The 16,481-nt window shown below is 49.4% G+C and carries 14 protein-coding genes; 5 read left to right on the plus strand and 9 right to left on the minus strand.

Annotated features, from left to right (window positions below):
• Window positions 1–62 precede the first annotated feature (62 nt).
• Together HGT71_RS11840 and HGT71_RS11845 are read right to left on the minus strand one after the other, a co-directional pair.
• Entirely contained in the window at window positions 63–1,238 is a 1,176-nt protein-coding gene (locus HGT71_RS11840; protein WP_214217992.1) for a TDT family transporter, read from the minus strand.
• Between the two features lie 130 nt (window positions 1,239–1,368).
• The gene (locus tag HGT71_RS11845) at window positions 1,369–2,256 is read right to left on the minus strand and encodes a LysR family transcriptional regulator (RefSeq protein WP_214217993.1); all 888 of its coding nucleotides are present in this window, start codon (window positions 2,254–2,256) and stop codon (window positions 1,369–1,371) included.
• 128 nt (window positions 2,257–2,384) lie between these two features.
• On the opposite strand from HGT71_RS11845, the gene lldD reads away from it, so the two are divergent.
• Window positions 2,385–3,524, plus strand: a complete 1,140-nt coding sequence (gene lldD, locus HGT71_RS11850; protein ID WP_214217994.1) for an FMN-dependent L-lactate dehydrogenase LldD — start codon at window positions 2,385–2,387, stop codon at window positions 3,522–3,524.
• Window positions 3,525–3,658: 134 nt separating this feature from the next.
• On the opposite strand, the gene HGT71_RS11855 is transcribed toward lldD, so the two are convergent.
• Window positions 3,659–4,864, minus strand: a complete 1,206-nt coding sequence (locus tag HGT71_RS11855; protein WP_214217995.1) for a BaiN/RdsA family NAD(P)/FAD-dependent oxidoreductase — start codon at window positions 4,862–4,864, stop codon at window positions 3,659–3,661.
• A 229-nt stretch (window positions 4,865–5,093) separates the two neighbouring features.
• Here HGT71_RS11855 and pitA point away from each other — a divergent pair, with 229 nt between their 5' ends.
• Both pitA and uspA read left to right on the plus strand, forming a co-directional pair.
• A complete protein-coding gene (gene pitA / locus HGT71_RS11860; protein WP_214217996.1) occupies window positions 5,094–6,581 on the plus strand; it encodes an inorganic phosphate transporter PitA in 1,488 nt (495 codons plus the stop codon).
• A 209-nt stretch (window positions 6,582–6,790) separates the two neighbouring features.
• A complete protein-coding gene (gene uspA / locus HGT71_RS11865; RefSeq protein WP_099823016.1) occupies window positions 6,791–7,222 on the plus strand; it encodes a universal stress protein UspA in 432 nt (143 codons plus the stop codon).
• A 40-nt stretch (window positions 7,223–7,262) separates the two neighbouring features.
• Here uspA and rsmJ read toward each other — a convergent pair whose 3' ends face one another.
• Window positions 7,263–8,024 carry a 16S rRNA (guanine(1516)-N(2))-methyltransferase RsmJ gene (gene rsmJ / locus HGT71_RS11870; RefSeq protein WP_214217997.1) on the minus strand — a complete coding sequence of 254 codons (762 nt, stop codon included), beginning with the start codon at window positions 8,022–8,024 and terminating at the stop codon, window positions 7,263–7,265.
• 3 nt (window positions 8,025–8,027) lie between these two features.
• Entirely contained in the window at window positions 8,028–10,070 is a 2,043-nt protein-coding gene (gene prlC, locus HGT71_RS11875; RefSeq protein WP_214217998.1) for an oligopeptidase A, read from the minus strand.
• Between the two features lie 194 nt (window positions 10,071–10,264).
• On the opposite strand from prlC, the gene HGT71_RS11880 reads away from it, so the two are divergent.
• Complete coding sequence (locus tag HGT71_RS11880; protein ID WP_214217999.1) at window positions 10,265–11,107, plus strand: 23S rRNA (adenine(2030)-N(6))-methyltransferase RlmJ; 843 nt, start codon at window positions 10,265–10,267, stop codon at window positions 11,105–11,107.
• A gap of 62 nt (window positions 11,108–11,169) precedes the next feature.
• On the opposite strand, the gene rnz is transcribed toward HGT71_RS11880, so the two are convergent.
• A complete protein-coding gene (gene rnz, locus HGT71_RS11885; protein ID WP_214218000.1) occupies window positions 11,170–12,081 on the minus strand; it encodes a ribonuclease Z in 912 nt (303 codons plus the stop codon).
• A 141-nt stretch (window positions 12,082–12,222) separates the two neighbouring features.
• Between rnz and gorA the strand changes: the two genes are divergently transcribed.
• Window positions 12,223–13,575 (plus strand): glutathione-disulfide reductase, encoded by a 1,353-nt coding sequence (gene gorA, locus HGT71_RS11890; protein ID WP_214218001.1) that lies wholly within the window; start codon window positions 12,223–12,225, stop codon window positions 13,573–13,575.
• Window positions 13,576–13,657: 82 nt separating this feature from the next.
• Here the strand turns inward: gorA and HGT71_RS11895 are convergent, their stop codons facing one another.
• The 3 genes from HGT71_RS11895 to HGT71_RS11905 all read right to left on the minus strand — a co-directional run bounded on the left by HGT71_RS11895 (window position 13,658) and on the right by HGT71_RS11905 (window position 16,411).
• Entirely contained in the window at window positions 13,658–15,361 is a 1,704-nt protein-coding gene (locus tag HGT71_RS11895) for a DUF2534 family protein (RefSeq protein ID WP_214218002.1), read from the minus strand.
• 61 nt (window positions 15,362–15,422) lie between these two features.
• Window positions 15,423–15,839 (minus strand): DUF2946 domain-containing protein, encoded by a 417-nt coding sequence (locus HGT71_RS11900; RefSeq protein ID WP_214218003.1) that lies wholly within the window; start codon window positions 15,837–15,839, stop codon window positions 15,423–15,425.
• Window positions 15,840–15,907: 68 nt separating this feature from the next.
• The gene (locus HGT71_RS11905) at window positions 15,908–16,411 is read right to left on the minus strand and encodes a TIGR00645 family protein (RefSeq protein ID WP_048912933.1); all 504 of its coding nucleotides are present in this window, start codon (window positions 16,409–16,411) and stop codon (window positions 15,908–15,910) included.
• Window positions 16,412–16,481 lie beyond the last annotated feature (70 nt).

Raw genomic sequence — 16,481 nt, forward strand, 5'->3', positions numbered from 1 at the left:
CCTGCCAAATATCTACAAAGAGCCGTTATAATACTGTTGCAATCGATAACTTCAACGTTTCATTACAATAACTTCTCTTCAGGCTCTTTATTAATTGGTTTACTTTCTCGTAAGCAGGGTGCGAAAAATAGCTTGCCACTCCATGCTCCCCGAGTCGTTTTCATCATCACCAGTGCCCATATTCCACTTAAAAAAACAAGTAGCGCTATCGCAAGGATCGAGAAAAAAGGGAATGCGGTCAGCTGAGCGAGCTTAAACGTTGCTAAAGTGAATACCCCCAATGGAAAGGTGTAGCCCCACCAGCCCAAATTAAAAGGGATTCCCTGTTTTACGTAATGGCCAGTGATACCCAGCGCGAGCAGTAACCACCATGCACCAAATCCCCATAATAGTATCCCCATTATCCAGCCAAACCCTGAAATAACCTGACTAAAAGGCTCGAAGATTGGATTACTGGCGAGCAGCGTGCTCTGTTGGCTCAGTAAAAACATCCCCAATGATCCGGTTCCTATAGGCCCCAATGCCAGCCAAGTGGTGGCAGATAAGGCGACGGGGGGAAGCTTATGTAGCGCCATACGTAAGAGTAAAATAGCGAGCAAAGATAAGGCGACTGGCACAGAGAATGCCCACAACACCATACTAAAAATAACCATCGTCTGTTGTTGCGCTGGGTCGGACAAATGTGGTGCAACAATCCAGCCACTTGCCGCGGCAACTTCTGCGGCAACGATCGGTAATAACCACAAACCTGTCATCGACGAAAGTTGATGAGATTGTCGCGTAAACATAAACAGCGGTAATCCAATGCCGCAGGCTATGGCGAGAAACGCATCGATGCGCCATAACTGATGAGCAATATCGACCGCGAGACTTCCGAAGAGAGGGGGACCGAAGCTGATAAAGCCGTTAATAATCGTCGCTAGCCCCATAGGAATAGTACCGAGAAACATCGACATTTGAGGGTGTTCGAAAATTTTATACGCCTCTTGCGGGTAGAGGAGCCAGCGCCCAAGATACAGCAGCGTAAACACGCTAAAGAGAGCAATATTGATCGCCCAAAGTAGCCGAGCGAGTGTCATTACGAAGCTATCGGGTGTGGCAACTTGTGCGAGGACTAAGGCAAGGACGCCAGTCCCCATCGTCACCGCAAACCAATTTGGCGTAAAAAATCGCACGACCTCGTGGAATGAGGCCAAATGGGTTAAAGGCTTGTTGAAATTTTTTATTGTTAGCGACATAAGCTCCTCCTATAGAGAAGTACTATAAACCTCCCCCACCAATATCAAAAACGGGTAAATATTGTTATACCTACCCAATAAAGTGGTAAGAGGAGTGAGCGCCAACATTATTCGAGGGGTTGAAGAAAGCTTACTCCTTGAGCGGGGCCAAGGTTTTTGCCAGTTCCAACCAAGCCATCGCCGCGGGAGGGAGTTGCGTTCCCGTACGCCAAGCTAGGGCTATACGCCAGTCAGTATACGGTTCATTGAGGGGTACTAATGAGATACCGGGATGACGGTGCTTAGTAGCCAGCATCCTCGGTAAAAATGCAACCCCCAATCCCGCTGTCACCAGATCGACGATAAAATCGATTTGCCCACTTCGAGCCGTTATCCGAGGACTCACCTTTCGCCGTTCACAAGCGGCCAATATTAATTGGTTCAGAGTGAAACCTTCTTCAAACAGAATAAAGGGCTCAGCATGTAAATCCTTAAAATTGAGTTGACGATAGCCTGCTAAGGGGTGATCTGCCTGTAAGACCACAACGAGTGGCTCATTCCGCACATCTTGATAGGCAATGGCATCGTCTTTCGATACCAGCAATGCGGCGATATCTATCGCTCCGGCCTCTAAAAACTCACGTAATCTATTACCGCCATGTTCAATTAATTCAATATCCACTTGCGGGTAACGACGTCGATACTCTGTAAACATCTTAGCAAATAACACCCCACAGCCCACCGGCGGCAAGCCTATGCGAAGCGTGCCCCCCTTAAGTTCCTGTAACGCATCGATCTCTGCGAGGAGGTGATTTTTCTCGGTAAGGAGGACGAGCGCGCGTCGATAAACGATTTCTCCTGCAGCCGTTAATTCCGTTTTATGGCCAATACGGTTCAGCAAAGGAACACCCAGTTCAACTTCTAGCGCTTTCACCGCTTTGCTGACCGACGATTGGGTCAACGACACGACATCTGCGGCTTGGGTAAAGCCTCCTTGACGGACAACTTCGACAAAAACGCGTAACGTTCTAAGGTTCATAACTATTCTTTTTTTGACTTATTTTCAGTTGAAAAAGTTGTTTTTATCATAATTAAAAATACCTTATTTTAGCTTCTATTCAAGCCGCCCTTTTAGGGGCGAATAGAGCCAATACAGGAACGATGACTATGATTATCTCATCCGCATCAGATTACCGAGAAGCCGCGCGACGCAAGTTACCCAGATTCTTATTTGATTACATCGATGGCGGCGCCTATACCGAGCATACTTTACGAGCTAATAGTGCCGATTTAGCGACGATTAGTTTACGCCAACGTATTTTACGAAATGTTGAAAATCTTAGCCTTAAAACAACACTCTTCGGCCAGCAGCACGACCTTCCCGTCATTCTTAGCCCTGTCGGATTAACGGGAATGTATGCGCGACGAGGTGAGGTACAAGCAGCAAACGCCGCGGCAGCCAAAGGGATCCCTTTCTGTTTATCAACCGTCTCAGTGTGTTCAATTGAAGAGGTCGCCGCCCAAAGTGCACAACCGCTCTGGTTTCAACTCTACGTACTCAAAGATCGTGGATTTATGCGTAACGCGCTAGAGCGAGCACAGGCTGCGGGGATTACCACACTTGTTTTCACCGTGGATATGCCAACACCAGGCGCTCGCTATCGAGATGCACATTCCGGTATGTCGGGCCCCTTTGCAGCCTCTCGTCGGATCTTACAAGCCTGTACGCGGCCGGAGTGGGCATTGAACGTGGGTCTGCGGGGCCGCCCTCACGATTTGGGCAATATCTCAAAATACTTAGGTAAAGCCACGACGTTGGAAGATTACGTTGGCTGGCTAGGGAATAATTTCGATCCCTCAATCAGTTGGAAAGATCTCGAATGGATTCGGGAGTTTTGGAAAGGGCCGATGATTATAAAAGGCATACTGGACCCGCAAGATGCTCAAGATGCCGTTAACTTTGGGGCGGATGGCATCGTGGTATCGAACCATGGTGGTCGGCAACTTGATGGCGTTTTATCGACGGCAAAAGCATTACCGACCATTGCCGATAAAATCGGTGATGACCTCACTGTGTTAGTCGATTCAGGCATTCGTTCCGGACTGGATGTTGTGCGTATGCTGGCATTAGGGGCCAAGGCCTGCCTAATAGGACGCCCAATGGCCTATGCCCTCGCGGCAGATGGCCAACGCGGTGTTGAAAATTTATTGGAGATATTCTCTCAGGAGATGCGCGTTGCGATGACCCTTACGGGTGTGACGTCGGTCAATCAGATTGATCGCAGCGCCTTAGTGCTACCGGAGTAAGTGATGCCTATCATGGTACAGTGAAAATAATGCATTGCGACCCCGCGGCTGCGGCCTGATTATCGTCTGTACCATGACAACTTCGGTTTCTGGGTCAGGGGAATAGACAGCTCCACGTAAGCGTTGGACTGCTGTTATCGACCTGAATTATTTGCTAACGCCTGCGCGCAAGCCCAAGCTGAACTCCACGCCCATTGGAAGTTATACCCGCCCAGCCAGCCCGTGACGTCTACCACTTCACCAATAAAGTAAAGGCCGGGCACGTCGCGCGCCTCGAAAGTTTGCGAGGATAAATGCTGGGTGTCGACGCCGCCTAAAGTCACCTCGGCGGTACGGTAGCCTTCGGTACCATTCGGATAAACCGCCCACGCCGTGAGTTGTTCGACGAGTTGCTGTTGTTGACGGGAATTCAGCTGTTTGAGCGTGACTTCAGGTAACAGAGAAAGCTCGACTAAACTGTCCACTAATCGCTTTGGTAACAAACGGGCTAAACTGTTCTTCAGGGAAAGGTTAGGATGTTCTCTGCGCTGAGCCTCAATAAAATGATTCACATCAGTATCAGGAACAAGGTTGATCGTCACCGCTTGCCCCGGACGCCAGTAACTGGAAATTTGCAGCACTGCCGGCCCCGATAGCCCACGATGGGTAAAGAGCATCGACTCTTTAAAACGGGTGCCATCTGTCGCATCGATGGTAATGGGTACCGCGACGCCCGAAATCTGTTGCAGGGTATCCAGTATTGGCTTGTGCAAGGTAAAAGGCACTAATGCAGCACTGACGGGACGAACCGATAAGCCAAACTGCTCCGCGACTTTGTAGCCAAAGGGCGTTGCCCCTAAGCCCGGCATCGACAGTCCGCCTGAAGCGACGACAAGTTTGCGAGTACTTACATTAGTTCCATTCAGCTTTAATAGGTACTCACCTGAATCATCTCTCTGCAGGTCAAGGATTTCGCTGCGTAGACGTATCGTAACCTTGCCTAACTCGCATTCCGCCAGCAATAACTCAACAATCTGCTGAGCTGAGTCATCGCAAAATAATTGGCCTAAGGTTTTTTCATGCCAATTAATATTGTATTTCCCAACCAAGTCAATGAAATCCCACTGTGTATAGCGAGCAAGTGCTGACTTACAAAAATGAGGGTTAGCAGAGAGATAGGCTGAGGGCTCAATGTATAAGTTAGTAAAGTTGCAGCGCCCACCACCAGACATCAATATCTTGCGGCCGACTTTTTTACCGTTATCCACCACCAGGACATTCAGTCCTTGCTGGCCCGCTTGCCCGGCACAGAATAACCCGGCAGCCCCTGCACCAATCACTACTACATCAAATTTTTCCACGCTACCCCCCTCTAAAAGGCCAGATTGTAGTGACCTGATAGGCTGGTGGCTAGTCAGAAAAAAAAAACTTAAACAATTATTAAATAACCTACTCTTTTTTATAAGAAAATTGATTAACCGTTACGTAAAAATGGCAGGTTAAGGTAAAAAAGTGTGATATTTTGCTTTCCTGCGAGGACCTAACTCGCCGATAATGCCTCGGGTATGTCCCTTAAAATGGCGTAACATTATGTTCCATCTGTTTACCGGTCTTGATTTAAGTACCAGTCTATTCTTAGTTCTGGCACTTCTGTTTGTTCTGTTTTACGAAGCAATCAATGGCTTCCATGACACGGCGAATGCGGTTGCTACCGTTATCTATACCCGTGCCATGCGTGCGCAACTAGCTGTAATGATGGCTGGTTTATTCAATTTCCTCGGCGTCTTACTCGGCGGGCTAAGTGTTGCCTATGCAATAGTGCACATACTGCCTACTGATCTGCTGCTGAATGTTGGCTCCTCCCATGGGCTGGCAATGATATTCTCGATATTGCTTGCAGCAATTATTTGGAATTTAGGGACTTGGTATTTTGGTTTGCCTGCATCAAGCTCGCATACGTTAATCGGTGCCATTATTGGTATTGCGGTAACGAACGCCTTGGTGACGGGTGGCTCGCTAGTCGAAGCGCTTAACCTACCGAAAGTAATCAATATTTTTCTCTCATTGATTCTATCGCCTATTGTCGGGATGGTAATTGCCGGTTTTCTTATCTTCCTACTCCGTAAGTATTGGAGTGGTACCAAGAAACGCCGCCGTAATCATATGACGCCAGCTGAGCGCGAGAAAAAAGATGGTAAGAAGAAGCCACCTTTTTGGACGCGTATTGCCTTAATCGTTTCAGCGATTGGCGTGAGCTATTCCCATGGTGCGAACGATGGCCAAAAAGGCATCGGGCTAGTGATGTTAGTACTGATTGGTGTTGCACCGGCCGGATTTGTGGTGAATATGAATGCCTCAGGGTATGACATCACCCGAACCCGTGATGCGGTCAATCACCTTGAGCAATACTATCAACAACATAACCCACAAGTTTCAACGCTGATTGCCCCTCCTGGCATTAAGAGCACGGCGATTGACCCTAATGAGCCTTTCCACTGTAGCAGTGAGAATGGCTTGGTGACGGTTCACCATGCGCAAGATTTGCTGAATAACCTGTCAAGCTACGATCAGTTGAGCGTCGAAAACCGCTCTCAAGTCCGTCGCTTGTTATTATGCATGTCGGATACCGCCGATAAGATTGCTAAGCTACCTGAAACCTCATCTGACGATAAACGTTTCTTAGGGAACCTGAAAAGCGACCTTAACGATACAATCGAGTATGCACCGATTTGGATTATTTTAGCGGTAGCACTGGCTCTGTCTCTCGGGACCATGGTTGGTTGGCGTCGTGTTGCGACCACTATCGGCGAAAAAATCGGTAAGAATGGCATGACTTACGCACAAGGTATGTCTGCCCAAATTACTGCCGCCGTGTCGATTGGCTTAGCGAGTTATACGGGAATGCCCGTGTCGACCACGCATATCCTCTCGTCTTCCGTTGCCGGTACCATGATTGTTGATGGCGGTGGTGTACAGTCGAAAACGATTCGTAGTATCGCGTTAGCTTGGGTATTGACCCTTCCGGTCTCCATCCTGCTGTCGGGTGCGCTGTACTGGATAGCGCTACAACTGCTTTAAGCCTATTAAGACACAGGTCATTGATCTGTGTCTTACTTTTCCCTCTGATTCACTGCTCTCCTTGCCAAGTCAGGCTATACTTCTCCTAAGTGTATTCAATCGTTTCATCATGACAGCCCCTGCGCTTAACGCTATGATTGGGGCTTCACAGAAACATCAATAAGAGCGAACCGCCGTGTCGTGACTATTGCGCCAATAAGGAGTTTATCATGTCATATCATCATGTTTTGGTGGCCGTCGATCTCTCACCAGAAAGCGAAGAATTAGTCCAGAAAGCGGTTTCTTTAGCGAAACCTTACAATGCCAAAGTCTCGATTATTCATGTGGATGTTAACTATTCCGATCTCTACACCGGTCTGATCGATGTGAACTTAGGCGATATGCAAAAACGTATCTCCCAAGAGACCTCGCAAGCCTTGACGACGTTAGCGAACCAAGCGGGCTATCCTTTCAGCGAAATTTTGAGCGGAACAGGCGAGTTAGCGCAAGTGTTAGTCGACGCGATTAATAAGTACGAGATCGATTTAGTGATTTGCGGCCATCATCAAGACTTCTGGAGCAAATTGATGTCCTCAGCGCGACAACTGATCAATAACGTTCATGTCGATATGTTGATTGTGCCATTTCGTGACGAAGAGTAGTCAGTGAAGGTCTCCCGGTCGTTGTGATCGGGAGCGTTCCTTAAGGCGTTTCAGGATTAAGCGAAGGGTAAATATCGAAGCGATGGCTTTTCGTGACCACTGCGGAACTGGTCTCTACACCATTTAACGGCGGCGCATAATCTGGACGCTTCACCACAATTCGGCGTTTCGCTAAGGCCCTAGCGGGATCCAATAGCCTGTCAGCATCGTTATCCGCACCGACCAAGGATTGAAATATCCTCATCTCTTTTTTGACCAATGCGCTTTTCTGCCGATGCGGATACATTGGATCGAGATAGACGACATCGGGACGCGGGCTTAATGTACTGAGTTGTTGTGCGCTCGGACCATAGATCAGGGTCAGTCGCTGCTGTAGCCACTCACCGATCTCGGGGTCGCGATATCCGCGTTGCAGCCCATTTTCAAGCAGTGCCGCCACCACAGGGTGTCTTTCAATCATACGAACTCGGCAACCGAGCGATGCCAATACGAAGGCATCTCGGCCTAAGCCTGCTGTCGCGTCGACAACATCGGGCAGATAGGTGCCTTTAATTCCAACGGCTTTCGCTACCGCTTCGCCGCGTCCGCCGCCAAATTTACGGCGGTGCGCCATGGCACCCGAGACAAAGTCGACAAAAACGCCACCGAGTTTAGGCTCATCACGTTTACGCAGTTCTAATTGCTCGTCGGTTAACACTAAAGCCAATGGCGCATTCTCATCGTGCGCTAAGCCCCAACGGTCGGCAATCTCAGTTAAGGCACCCGATTGGGTGCCTGTTTCATCAAGTAAGTAAATATTCACTTACTAGCCTTCGATACCGTATTGCTTAAGCATGGCATCGATTTGCGGCTCACGTCCGCGGAAACGCTTAAACAGCGCCATTGGCGCTTCAGAACCGCCACGGCTTAAGACGTTATCAAGGAATGATTGTCCGGTTTCACGGTTAAAGATCCCCTCTTCCTCAAAACGCGACCAAGCGTCTGCCGCCAATACGTCAGCCCAGAGGTAGCTGTAGTAGCCCGCTGCATAGCCGCCAGCAAAGATGTGGCTGAAAGCATGTGGGAAACGTCCCCACGCTGGAGAAGGCATCACGGCAACTTTTTTCTTCACATCTTGCAGGATATCGAGGACTCGTGCCCCTTTTTCCGGTTGATATTCGGCATGCAGACGGAAGTCGAAGAGTCCGAACTCAAGCTGACGGAGAATAAACATGGCGGCATTGTAATTTTTCGCTGCCAACATTTTTTCCAGTAAGGCCTGAGGTAGTGGCTCGCCGGTCTCGTAGTGACCGGAGATAAAGGCAAGCGCCTCTGGCTCCCAGCACCAGTTTTCCATAAATTGGCTAGGAAGCTCGACAGCATCCCATGGTACGCCATTGATACCGGAAACACCTGCCGTATCGATTTGCGTCAACATATGGTGCAGGCCGTGACCGAACTCATGGAACAGCGTTACCACTTCATCGTGGGTAAAGAGTGCTGGCTTATCGCCGACAGGACGGTTGAAGTTACAGGTGAGGTAAGCCACCGGTTTTTGTAATGAGCCATCGGCTTTTTTCATCCGCCCGACACAGTCGTCCATCCAAGCCCCACCACGCTTATGTTCGCGCGCATAGAGGTCGAGATAGAAGCTCCCCACCAGCTGATCATCACCATCAAACAGGTCAAAGAAGCGTACTTCTGGATGCCATACATCGACATCGTGACGTTCTGCTGCACGCAGTCCATAGACTCGACGAATCACCTCGAACAGGCCGCTTAATGCGCGTTGCTCAGGGAAGTAAGGACGTAATTGCTCGTCGCTGATGGTATAGAGATGCTGTTTCTGCTTTTCGGCATACCATGTGATATCCCAAGGCTGTAAATCACTCACCCCATAGTGCTGCTGAGCAAACTCGCGCAGCTGGGCAAGTTCACGCTGGCCTTGCGGTTGAGCGCGATCGGCAAGGTCGTTAAGGAAGCCGATAACTTGATCCGATGATTCTGCCATTTTGGTGGCTAACGACTTTTCTGCGAAAGAACCGAAACCGAGTAACTGCGCAATTTCATGACGTAATGCCAGTTCTTCTTCAATCAGCGGGCCATTATCCCATTTTCCAGCATTCGGCCCCTGGTCTGAGGCGCGAGTGCTGTAAGCACGATACATTTCTTCGCGTAGTGCTTGGTTGTCACAGTAGGTCATGACCGGCAGGTAGCTGGGAATATCGAGGGTTAATAACCATCCTTGCTGCTGCTTCGCTTCGGCTTGTGCCTGCGCGGCAGCAAGAGCGCTTTCTGGCATACCCGCCAGTTCGCTTTCGTCTGTGATCAGCTTGCTCCAGCCCATGGTCGCGTCTAATACGTTATTGCTGTAAGCCGCGCCAATCTCTGACAGGCGCGCAGAGATTTCACCGTAGCGTTTTTGTTTATCACTCGGTAAGCCAATTCCTGAGAGTTCAAAGTCACGTAATGCGTTATCCACCGCTTTCTGCTCTGCTAAGGATAATGCGGCAAACTCAGGACTCTCCTTTAAGCTGCGGTAGGCTTGGTAAAGCCCAGCATGTTGTCCGACCCATGTTCCATACTCTGACAAGAGGGGTAATACCCCTTCATAGGCTTCACGTAGCTCGGGGCTGTTTTTGACCGAATTAAGGTGACTGACGGGTGAAAAAATACGTCCCAAATGGTCATCCGCTTCTGCCAAAGGCTGGCAAAGATTCTGCCACGTGAAGGGGCCTGGCTGGGCGACCACGCGTTCAACCGTTGCACGGCACTCGTCTAGCGCCGCCGTGACCGCTGGCACAACATGCTCGGGCTTTATTGCTGAGAAAGGTGGCAAGCTGAAAGGCGTGAGTAGTGGATTTGTCATAGCACCATCCTATAAAATTTGAATTGAACGCTGATCGTATTAATACGATATGGGGACGATTAGAAAAATATCAATCATCCCCCCCACTGATCTTGCGTAATGCTACTGCCGTAGAGCGCAATTTGTTATACTTATCCCTCATAGACAGCTGTGCCTGTCTCGTTTTTGTCGTGTTCTGTTATAAAGGAAATCACATGCTGAGCTATCGCCACAGCTTCCACGCGGGTAACCATGCCGACGTTTTAAAGCACACCGTGCAAAGCCTTATTATTTCGGCATTAAAAGAGAAGGATAAACCTTTTCTCTATTTGGATACTCATGCAGGGGCTGGCCGTTATCTTCTTAACAGCGAACAAGCTGAGCGGACTGGCGAATATATGGAAGGTATCGCACGTATCTGGCAGCAAAATGGCACGCCAGCTGAACTCGCGCCCTATCTTCAAGCAGTACGCGATTTAAACCCTTCAGGACAACTCAAATACTACCCTGGCTCACCATTGATCGCTCGCCACTTACTGCGCGAGCAAGATCAGTTACAACTGACAGAGTTACATCCTAGTGACTATCCGTTGCTACGCGGGGAGTTCCAAAAAGATCTGCGTGCAGTTGTCGCTCGGGGAGATGGATATCAGCAACTGAAAGCCAAGCTGCCGCCACCTTCTCGTCGTGGTCTGATCCTTATCGATCCCCCTTACGAGATCAAAACGGACTATCAAGCGGTAGTACAAGGGATCGCTGAAGGCTATAAACGCTTTTCCACTGGCGTCTATGCCTTATGGTATCCCGTCGTATTACGCCAACAGATCAAACGGATGATTGCCGATCTGAAAGATACCGGTATTCGTCGGATCCTACAGATCGAGCTTGCCGTTAAGCCAGATAGCGACCAACGGGGCATGACCGCGTCCGGTATGATTGTGATTAATCCACCATGGAAGTTGGAACAACAGATGCGTTCAGTACTGCCATGGTTGCATGAGCAGTTAGTCCCACAAGGTATCGGGCATACGTTAGTGGAGTGGATTGTTCCAGAATAATGACTCGCGAGCGCTATCTTGTGTAGCGCTCTGAGAATGGTTAGGCACAAGCCTTCCACCGATTAAAGATTCACCACCATAAAGTCGTAAGCTAAATCGGTATTCGCAAATTCTGCTCGGCATTCTGCCAGCAGTCGCGGCATATCTTGTTGACGGTAACGTGAACTAAAATGTGTCGCGATCAATTTACCCACCTCTGCCTGCTGCGCAATCGAAGCCGCTTGCGCTGTCGTCGAGTGCCCCCTGCCATTCGCTTTCTCTGCCATCGCCGCTTCGAGGGTGGCCTCGTGCACTAAAATATCTGCCTGTTTTGCCAAAACGACCGCGTTATCACAAGGGGCGGTATCGCCGAGTATAGTGATAACCTTTCCTTTTTTGCTCGGTCCAAGATAACGTTCTGCGATGATTTCACGCCCATCGGGTAAGCAAACATTTTTTCCTTTTTTAAGCTGCTGTAGCCAAGCCCCCGCAGGAATATCATCGTCCTTTAATCGCTGTGGGTCCAATCTTCCGGGACGATCTCGCTGCTCGATGCGGTAGCCAAAACACGGGATAACGTGGTTCAACGGCTGGGCGATAACCCGATACTCGTCGTTCTCTACAACAATACCCTGCTCGACTTCAACAATCTCAAGCGGAAAATCTACCCATGATCCACTCACCGTCAGCGCCGTATCGATAAAGGTTTTCAAGCCTTTCGGGCCATAAATAGTCAGAGGTGTTGCGATGCTGCTCATCGAGCGACTGGTCAAGATGCCGGGAAGACCAAAAATATGATCCCCATGAAGGTGAGTGATAAAAATTTTTTCTAAACGCCCCGGCTTCAAGTCCGTTCGCATAAACTGGTGCTGTGTCGCTTCACCGCAATCAAATAACCATGTCTCGCCCTTAGGAGAGAAGCTGAGTGCTATACTGGTGACATTACGTTGTATACTGGGTGCGCCCGCACAGGTACCAAGAAAAGTTAAATACATCGCTGCATCCCATTAGGTTTTATTTCATGATCTAAGCCTATCACAGCTATAGAAGCAAACTTTGCATAGTTTTTCTGCCGCAGGTTACACTGTACTGAGAAATTTATTCATTTATCGACCTCAACTAAGATGGAAGGAACGATGACGAAACATTATGACTATCTCGCTATTGGTGGCGGGAGTGGCGGTATCGCCTCGATCAATCGCGCAGCCATGCACGGTAAAAAATGTGCCTTAGTCGAAGCTAAAGCGCTAGGCGGCACCTGTGTTAACGTAGGCTGTGTCCCCAAAAAAGTCATGTGGCACGCCGCGCAAATCGCAGAAGCGATTCATATGTATGGCCCAGATTATGGCTTCGATACCACAGTGAATAAGTTTGATTGGAAAACGCTGATCAAAAATCGCTCTGCGTACATCGACCGTATTCATCACTCCTACGATAACGTGTTGGGAAAAAATAATGTCGACGTCATCCGCGGTTTTGCGACCTTTGTCGACGCCCATACTGTCGAAGTGAATGGTGAAACCTATACAGCCGACCATATTTTGATTGCCACAGGCGGTCATCCTGTCCTGCCTAGCATCCCAGGGGCAGAATACGGGATTGATTCCGATGGTTTCTTCGAATTGGATGAACTTCCTGCACGCGTTGCGGTGATTGGTGCGGGCTATATTGCCGTGGAAGTGGCGGGCGTATTAAATTCGTTGGGCGCAGAAACCGACCTTTTCCTACGTAAAGATAAGCCGTTACGGGGCTTTGACCCACTGCTTTCCGACACCCTTGTTGAGGTGATGGAAAAAGAGGGGCCTCACCTGCATAAAGAGTGTGAAGCAGAACGTATTGAGAAGAACAGCGATGGCAGCTTAACCATTCATTTCACCAACGGTAAAGAACATAATACCGATTGCCTGATCTGGGCAATTGGCCGTGCGCCATCAACCGATAGCATCAATCTTTCGGTCACGGGTGTTGAACTGAACGATAAAGGCTACATTACTGTCGATAAGTTCCAAAACACCTCTGTCTCAGGGATTTATGCGGTAGGCGATAATACTGGTGCGGTGGAATTGACCCCTGTCGCGGTCGCTGCGGGACGTCGTCTGTCTGAGCGTTTATTCAATAATAAACCCGACGAGCATTTAGACTACTCTAATATCGCCACCGTCGTGTTTAGCCATCCACCGATTGGTACTGTTGGTCTTAGCGAGCCTGATGCGCGTAAACAATTCGGCGATGAGCAAGTGAAGGTTTATACCTCTTCATTTACCGCGATGTATACGGCCGTCACGCAATACCGCCAACCTTGCCGGATGAAGTTAGTCTGTGTCGGTAAAGAAGAAAAAATCGTCGGTATCCATGGGATTGGCTACGGCATGGATGAGATGCTACAGGGCTTCGCCGTGGCATTAAAGATGGGCGCAACCAAGCGTGACTTCGATAATACGGTAGCGATTCACCCGACTTCTGCGGAAGAATTTGTGACCATGCGTTAAGTCACTTAAACGAAAAAAACCACCTTCGGGTGGTTTTTTTATGCGGGTTACGCCGAGCATCCTTGCTCAGCGTCTACGTCTACTATTGGCCTTGGGGATCACTTTCACCGAGGAAGAAATACCAGAGCGGGATCGACATTAGACCGGTGAAGACGCTGGTATAAATGATGATCATCATCCCTTGCATGGCATACATACCACCAGACCATTCGGCAAAGGGAAGGTGGTACTCATCGATCACACCGCCGATAATAGCCCGACTCATCACTGTACAGGTGATTAACCAAATAACGACAACGCCACGGATAAAGTTACGCTTCTTCTTCCGCTGTTGATGCTGTGCTGCTGTTGTCTGGGATGACTCGCTTATCGATGTATGTTGCATGGTTAACGCCCTCTTCCAGCGATAGATATCAATTAAAATAAAGAGTACAAGACTCACTCCAAGCACAGGTAAGGCATAACTTATCAGCGCAGCAAAGACGAGCACTAGACTGCGCGTGACAATCGGACAATTTCGCCACGCCTCACTTAAGGTCTGTGCGGGTGAGTGATTGGCCGGTTGAGGCCGACGTCGCCACCACTGACGATACCCCATGATAATTAGCGCGCAGAGCCCCAGTGCGAACAGGGCAAGTATTAACTGATTTACCCAGCCAAAAAGGAGTCCCATATGTGCATCAACTCCCCAGCGGGTTAATTTTGCCAGAAGGGGATAGTCACGAAACTCGACGTGATCAATAACAGCGAGAGTTTTAGGGTCCAAGGCGACAGCATCGACCTGCACCGGCCAACGATGGTCAATTTCAGTGACGGTCCAAGTATGGTGGCTATCCTTAGGGGGACGGATTTCAATTTTCGCGGCATGTATTCCATTTTGTCGTGCCTCGGACAGTGCGCGATCCCAGTCGTTATCCGCCACATTATAAGTCGGTGTAGGGGTTGGCGAGGGTTGGCTCATATCCATACCGGGCATACTGCCCATGTCCATGGCCTGATGCTCTGCATGCGCATTTTTCGGGGCGGGCTCGGTGACGCCCCCGATAACTGCGGTCACTTGCGGGGTCAACCATCCAAAGGCATGTCGCAGTTGATTAACGTTGTCGCCCGCCCACTGTGACCAGGTAATTCCCGTCGCGGACAGAAACACCATCCCTAACAGTAATACACTACCCAACCGACGGTGCCAACGCTTACTAAAACTCGTCTTACGGGGACGTTGTGTAGCAGCTCGAGCAGCACCTATCCAAAGAATGATTCCGCCCAGTGCAGCGATCCACATCCACGACGCGGCAAGTTCACTGTAAGCGCGTCCCACATTCCCTAATAGCAGGCTTTGATGGAGATGATCCAGTGTGGTTCTAAACGGCAATATTCCTGATGTGCCATAGACGGTGTAATCACCTGTTACCGTAAGACGATAAGGATCAATAAAGAGTGCCCGCGTCTCCGAAGGGCCGAGTCCCGCCTGGGAGAATTGAACACGAGTGGTATCCGTCGCGCTCGGCGCAGGACGCACCGCGGCAAGCGTGGCAGGTTGATGAATCGCACGCTTCGCGGCGGCGACTTGCGCGGCAAGGGGCTGAGCCGTGCCATGCGGAACCACCTTAAGCGTCGAGGCATATAGCCCACTCTCCACACTAGGAGTGATGGCATAGAGCATTCCTGTTAGGGATGCGGTGAAAATAAACGGCCCGATAAATAGGCCAATATAGAAATGTAAACGACGTAGCAATAGCATAAAAGCATGGTTGCTGTTCGACGTCGCTTTTACAGACTGAGTCATAGCGATCTCGCGGGTCAAAAAGAAAGTCAACGCACTGTATTCAGTGCACTATTGATTCACTTCAGGCCCGCGGAGGTCCCCTCGAAAGTTGAGGCGGATAGCAAGGGGTTAAGATAATGGTGCGATAAGGTATCGATGGAGGCGTTAACGATAAAGCGCTCAGAAGCCAAAGGATCGCCGCAGCAATCCACGCGAAAAAGGGGAAGTGAACCAGTAACTCACAGTAGCCACAGACCATCCCCGATGCGGGAAGTGCGGCATGGTCACTTTTTTCAGCCGACATACTGTGTGACATCATCGCGTCAGACATCTCCCCACTGCCCATCGTCTCGTCATTACAACGTTGTTCAGTCTGGGAGGAGCGCGAAGCGTGGGCGAGATACAGTGACTGCGAGATTAACGGCGCAATAAACAGCAGTAAAATCGACAGTACGGCAAGTACTGCTGCAAGTCGATATTTTACGGGTGTCAGGAACATGAGCGCTGTCTATTTTATCAAGCCTTGGGACGAGAGTATAAACTGCCCCAAGGCCTAGGCGTTAATGATTAGTGTGCTGATTTGTCATGACGGGAAAGTTTATCCAAATAGCCCATCACAAATGCAGAGAAAACAAAGGTAACGTGTAGCACGACATACCAAAGGATTTTGGTGTTATCGATGGTGCGCACTTCCATAAATACACGCAGGAGATGAATTGACGAGATGGCAACAATTGACGCTGCGACCTTATTTTTCAGCGACCCGGCATCCATTTTGCCTAACCAACTCAACTTTTCTTTGCTTTCATCGATATCAAGACGGGAGATAAAGTTCTCATACCCAGACAGCATCACCATAATCAGTAGTCCGCCCACCAGCGACATATCAATCAGCGATAGCAGTAATAGGATGAGGTCATTTTCACTTACCGTAAATAGCTCAGGAAGAACGTGAATGACTTCTTGGAAAAATTTCACCGTTAACGCCAGTAGCCCAATTGATAGGCCGAAATAGACAGGCGCTAAAATCCAGCGGGTGGCATACATTAAATTTTCTACAAAACGTTCCATAATAATCCGAGCAAGAAAAAGACGTGTGGGCCAGTATAGCAAACCGTGCAGGCAAACTGACCCACAAATC

Source organism: Rosenbergiella epipactidis, from assembly GCF_018494055.1.
GTDB lineage: Bacteria > Pseudomonadota > Gammaproteobacteria > Enterobacterales > Enterobacteriaceae > Rosenbergiella > Rosenbergiella epipactidis.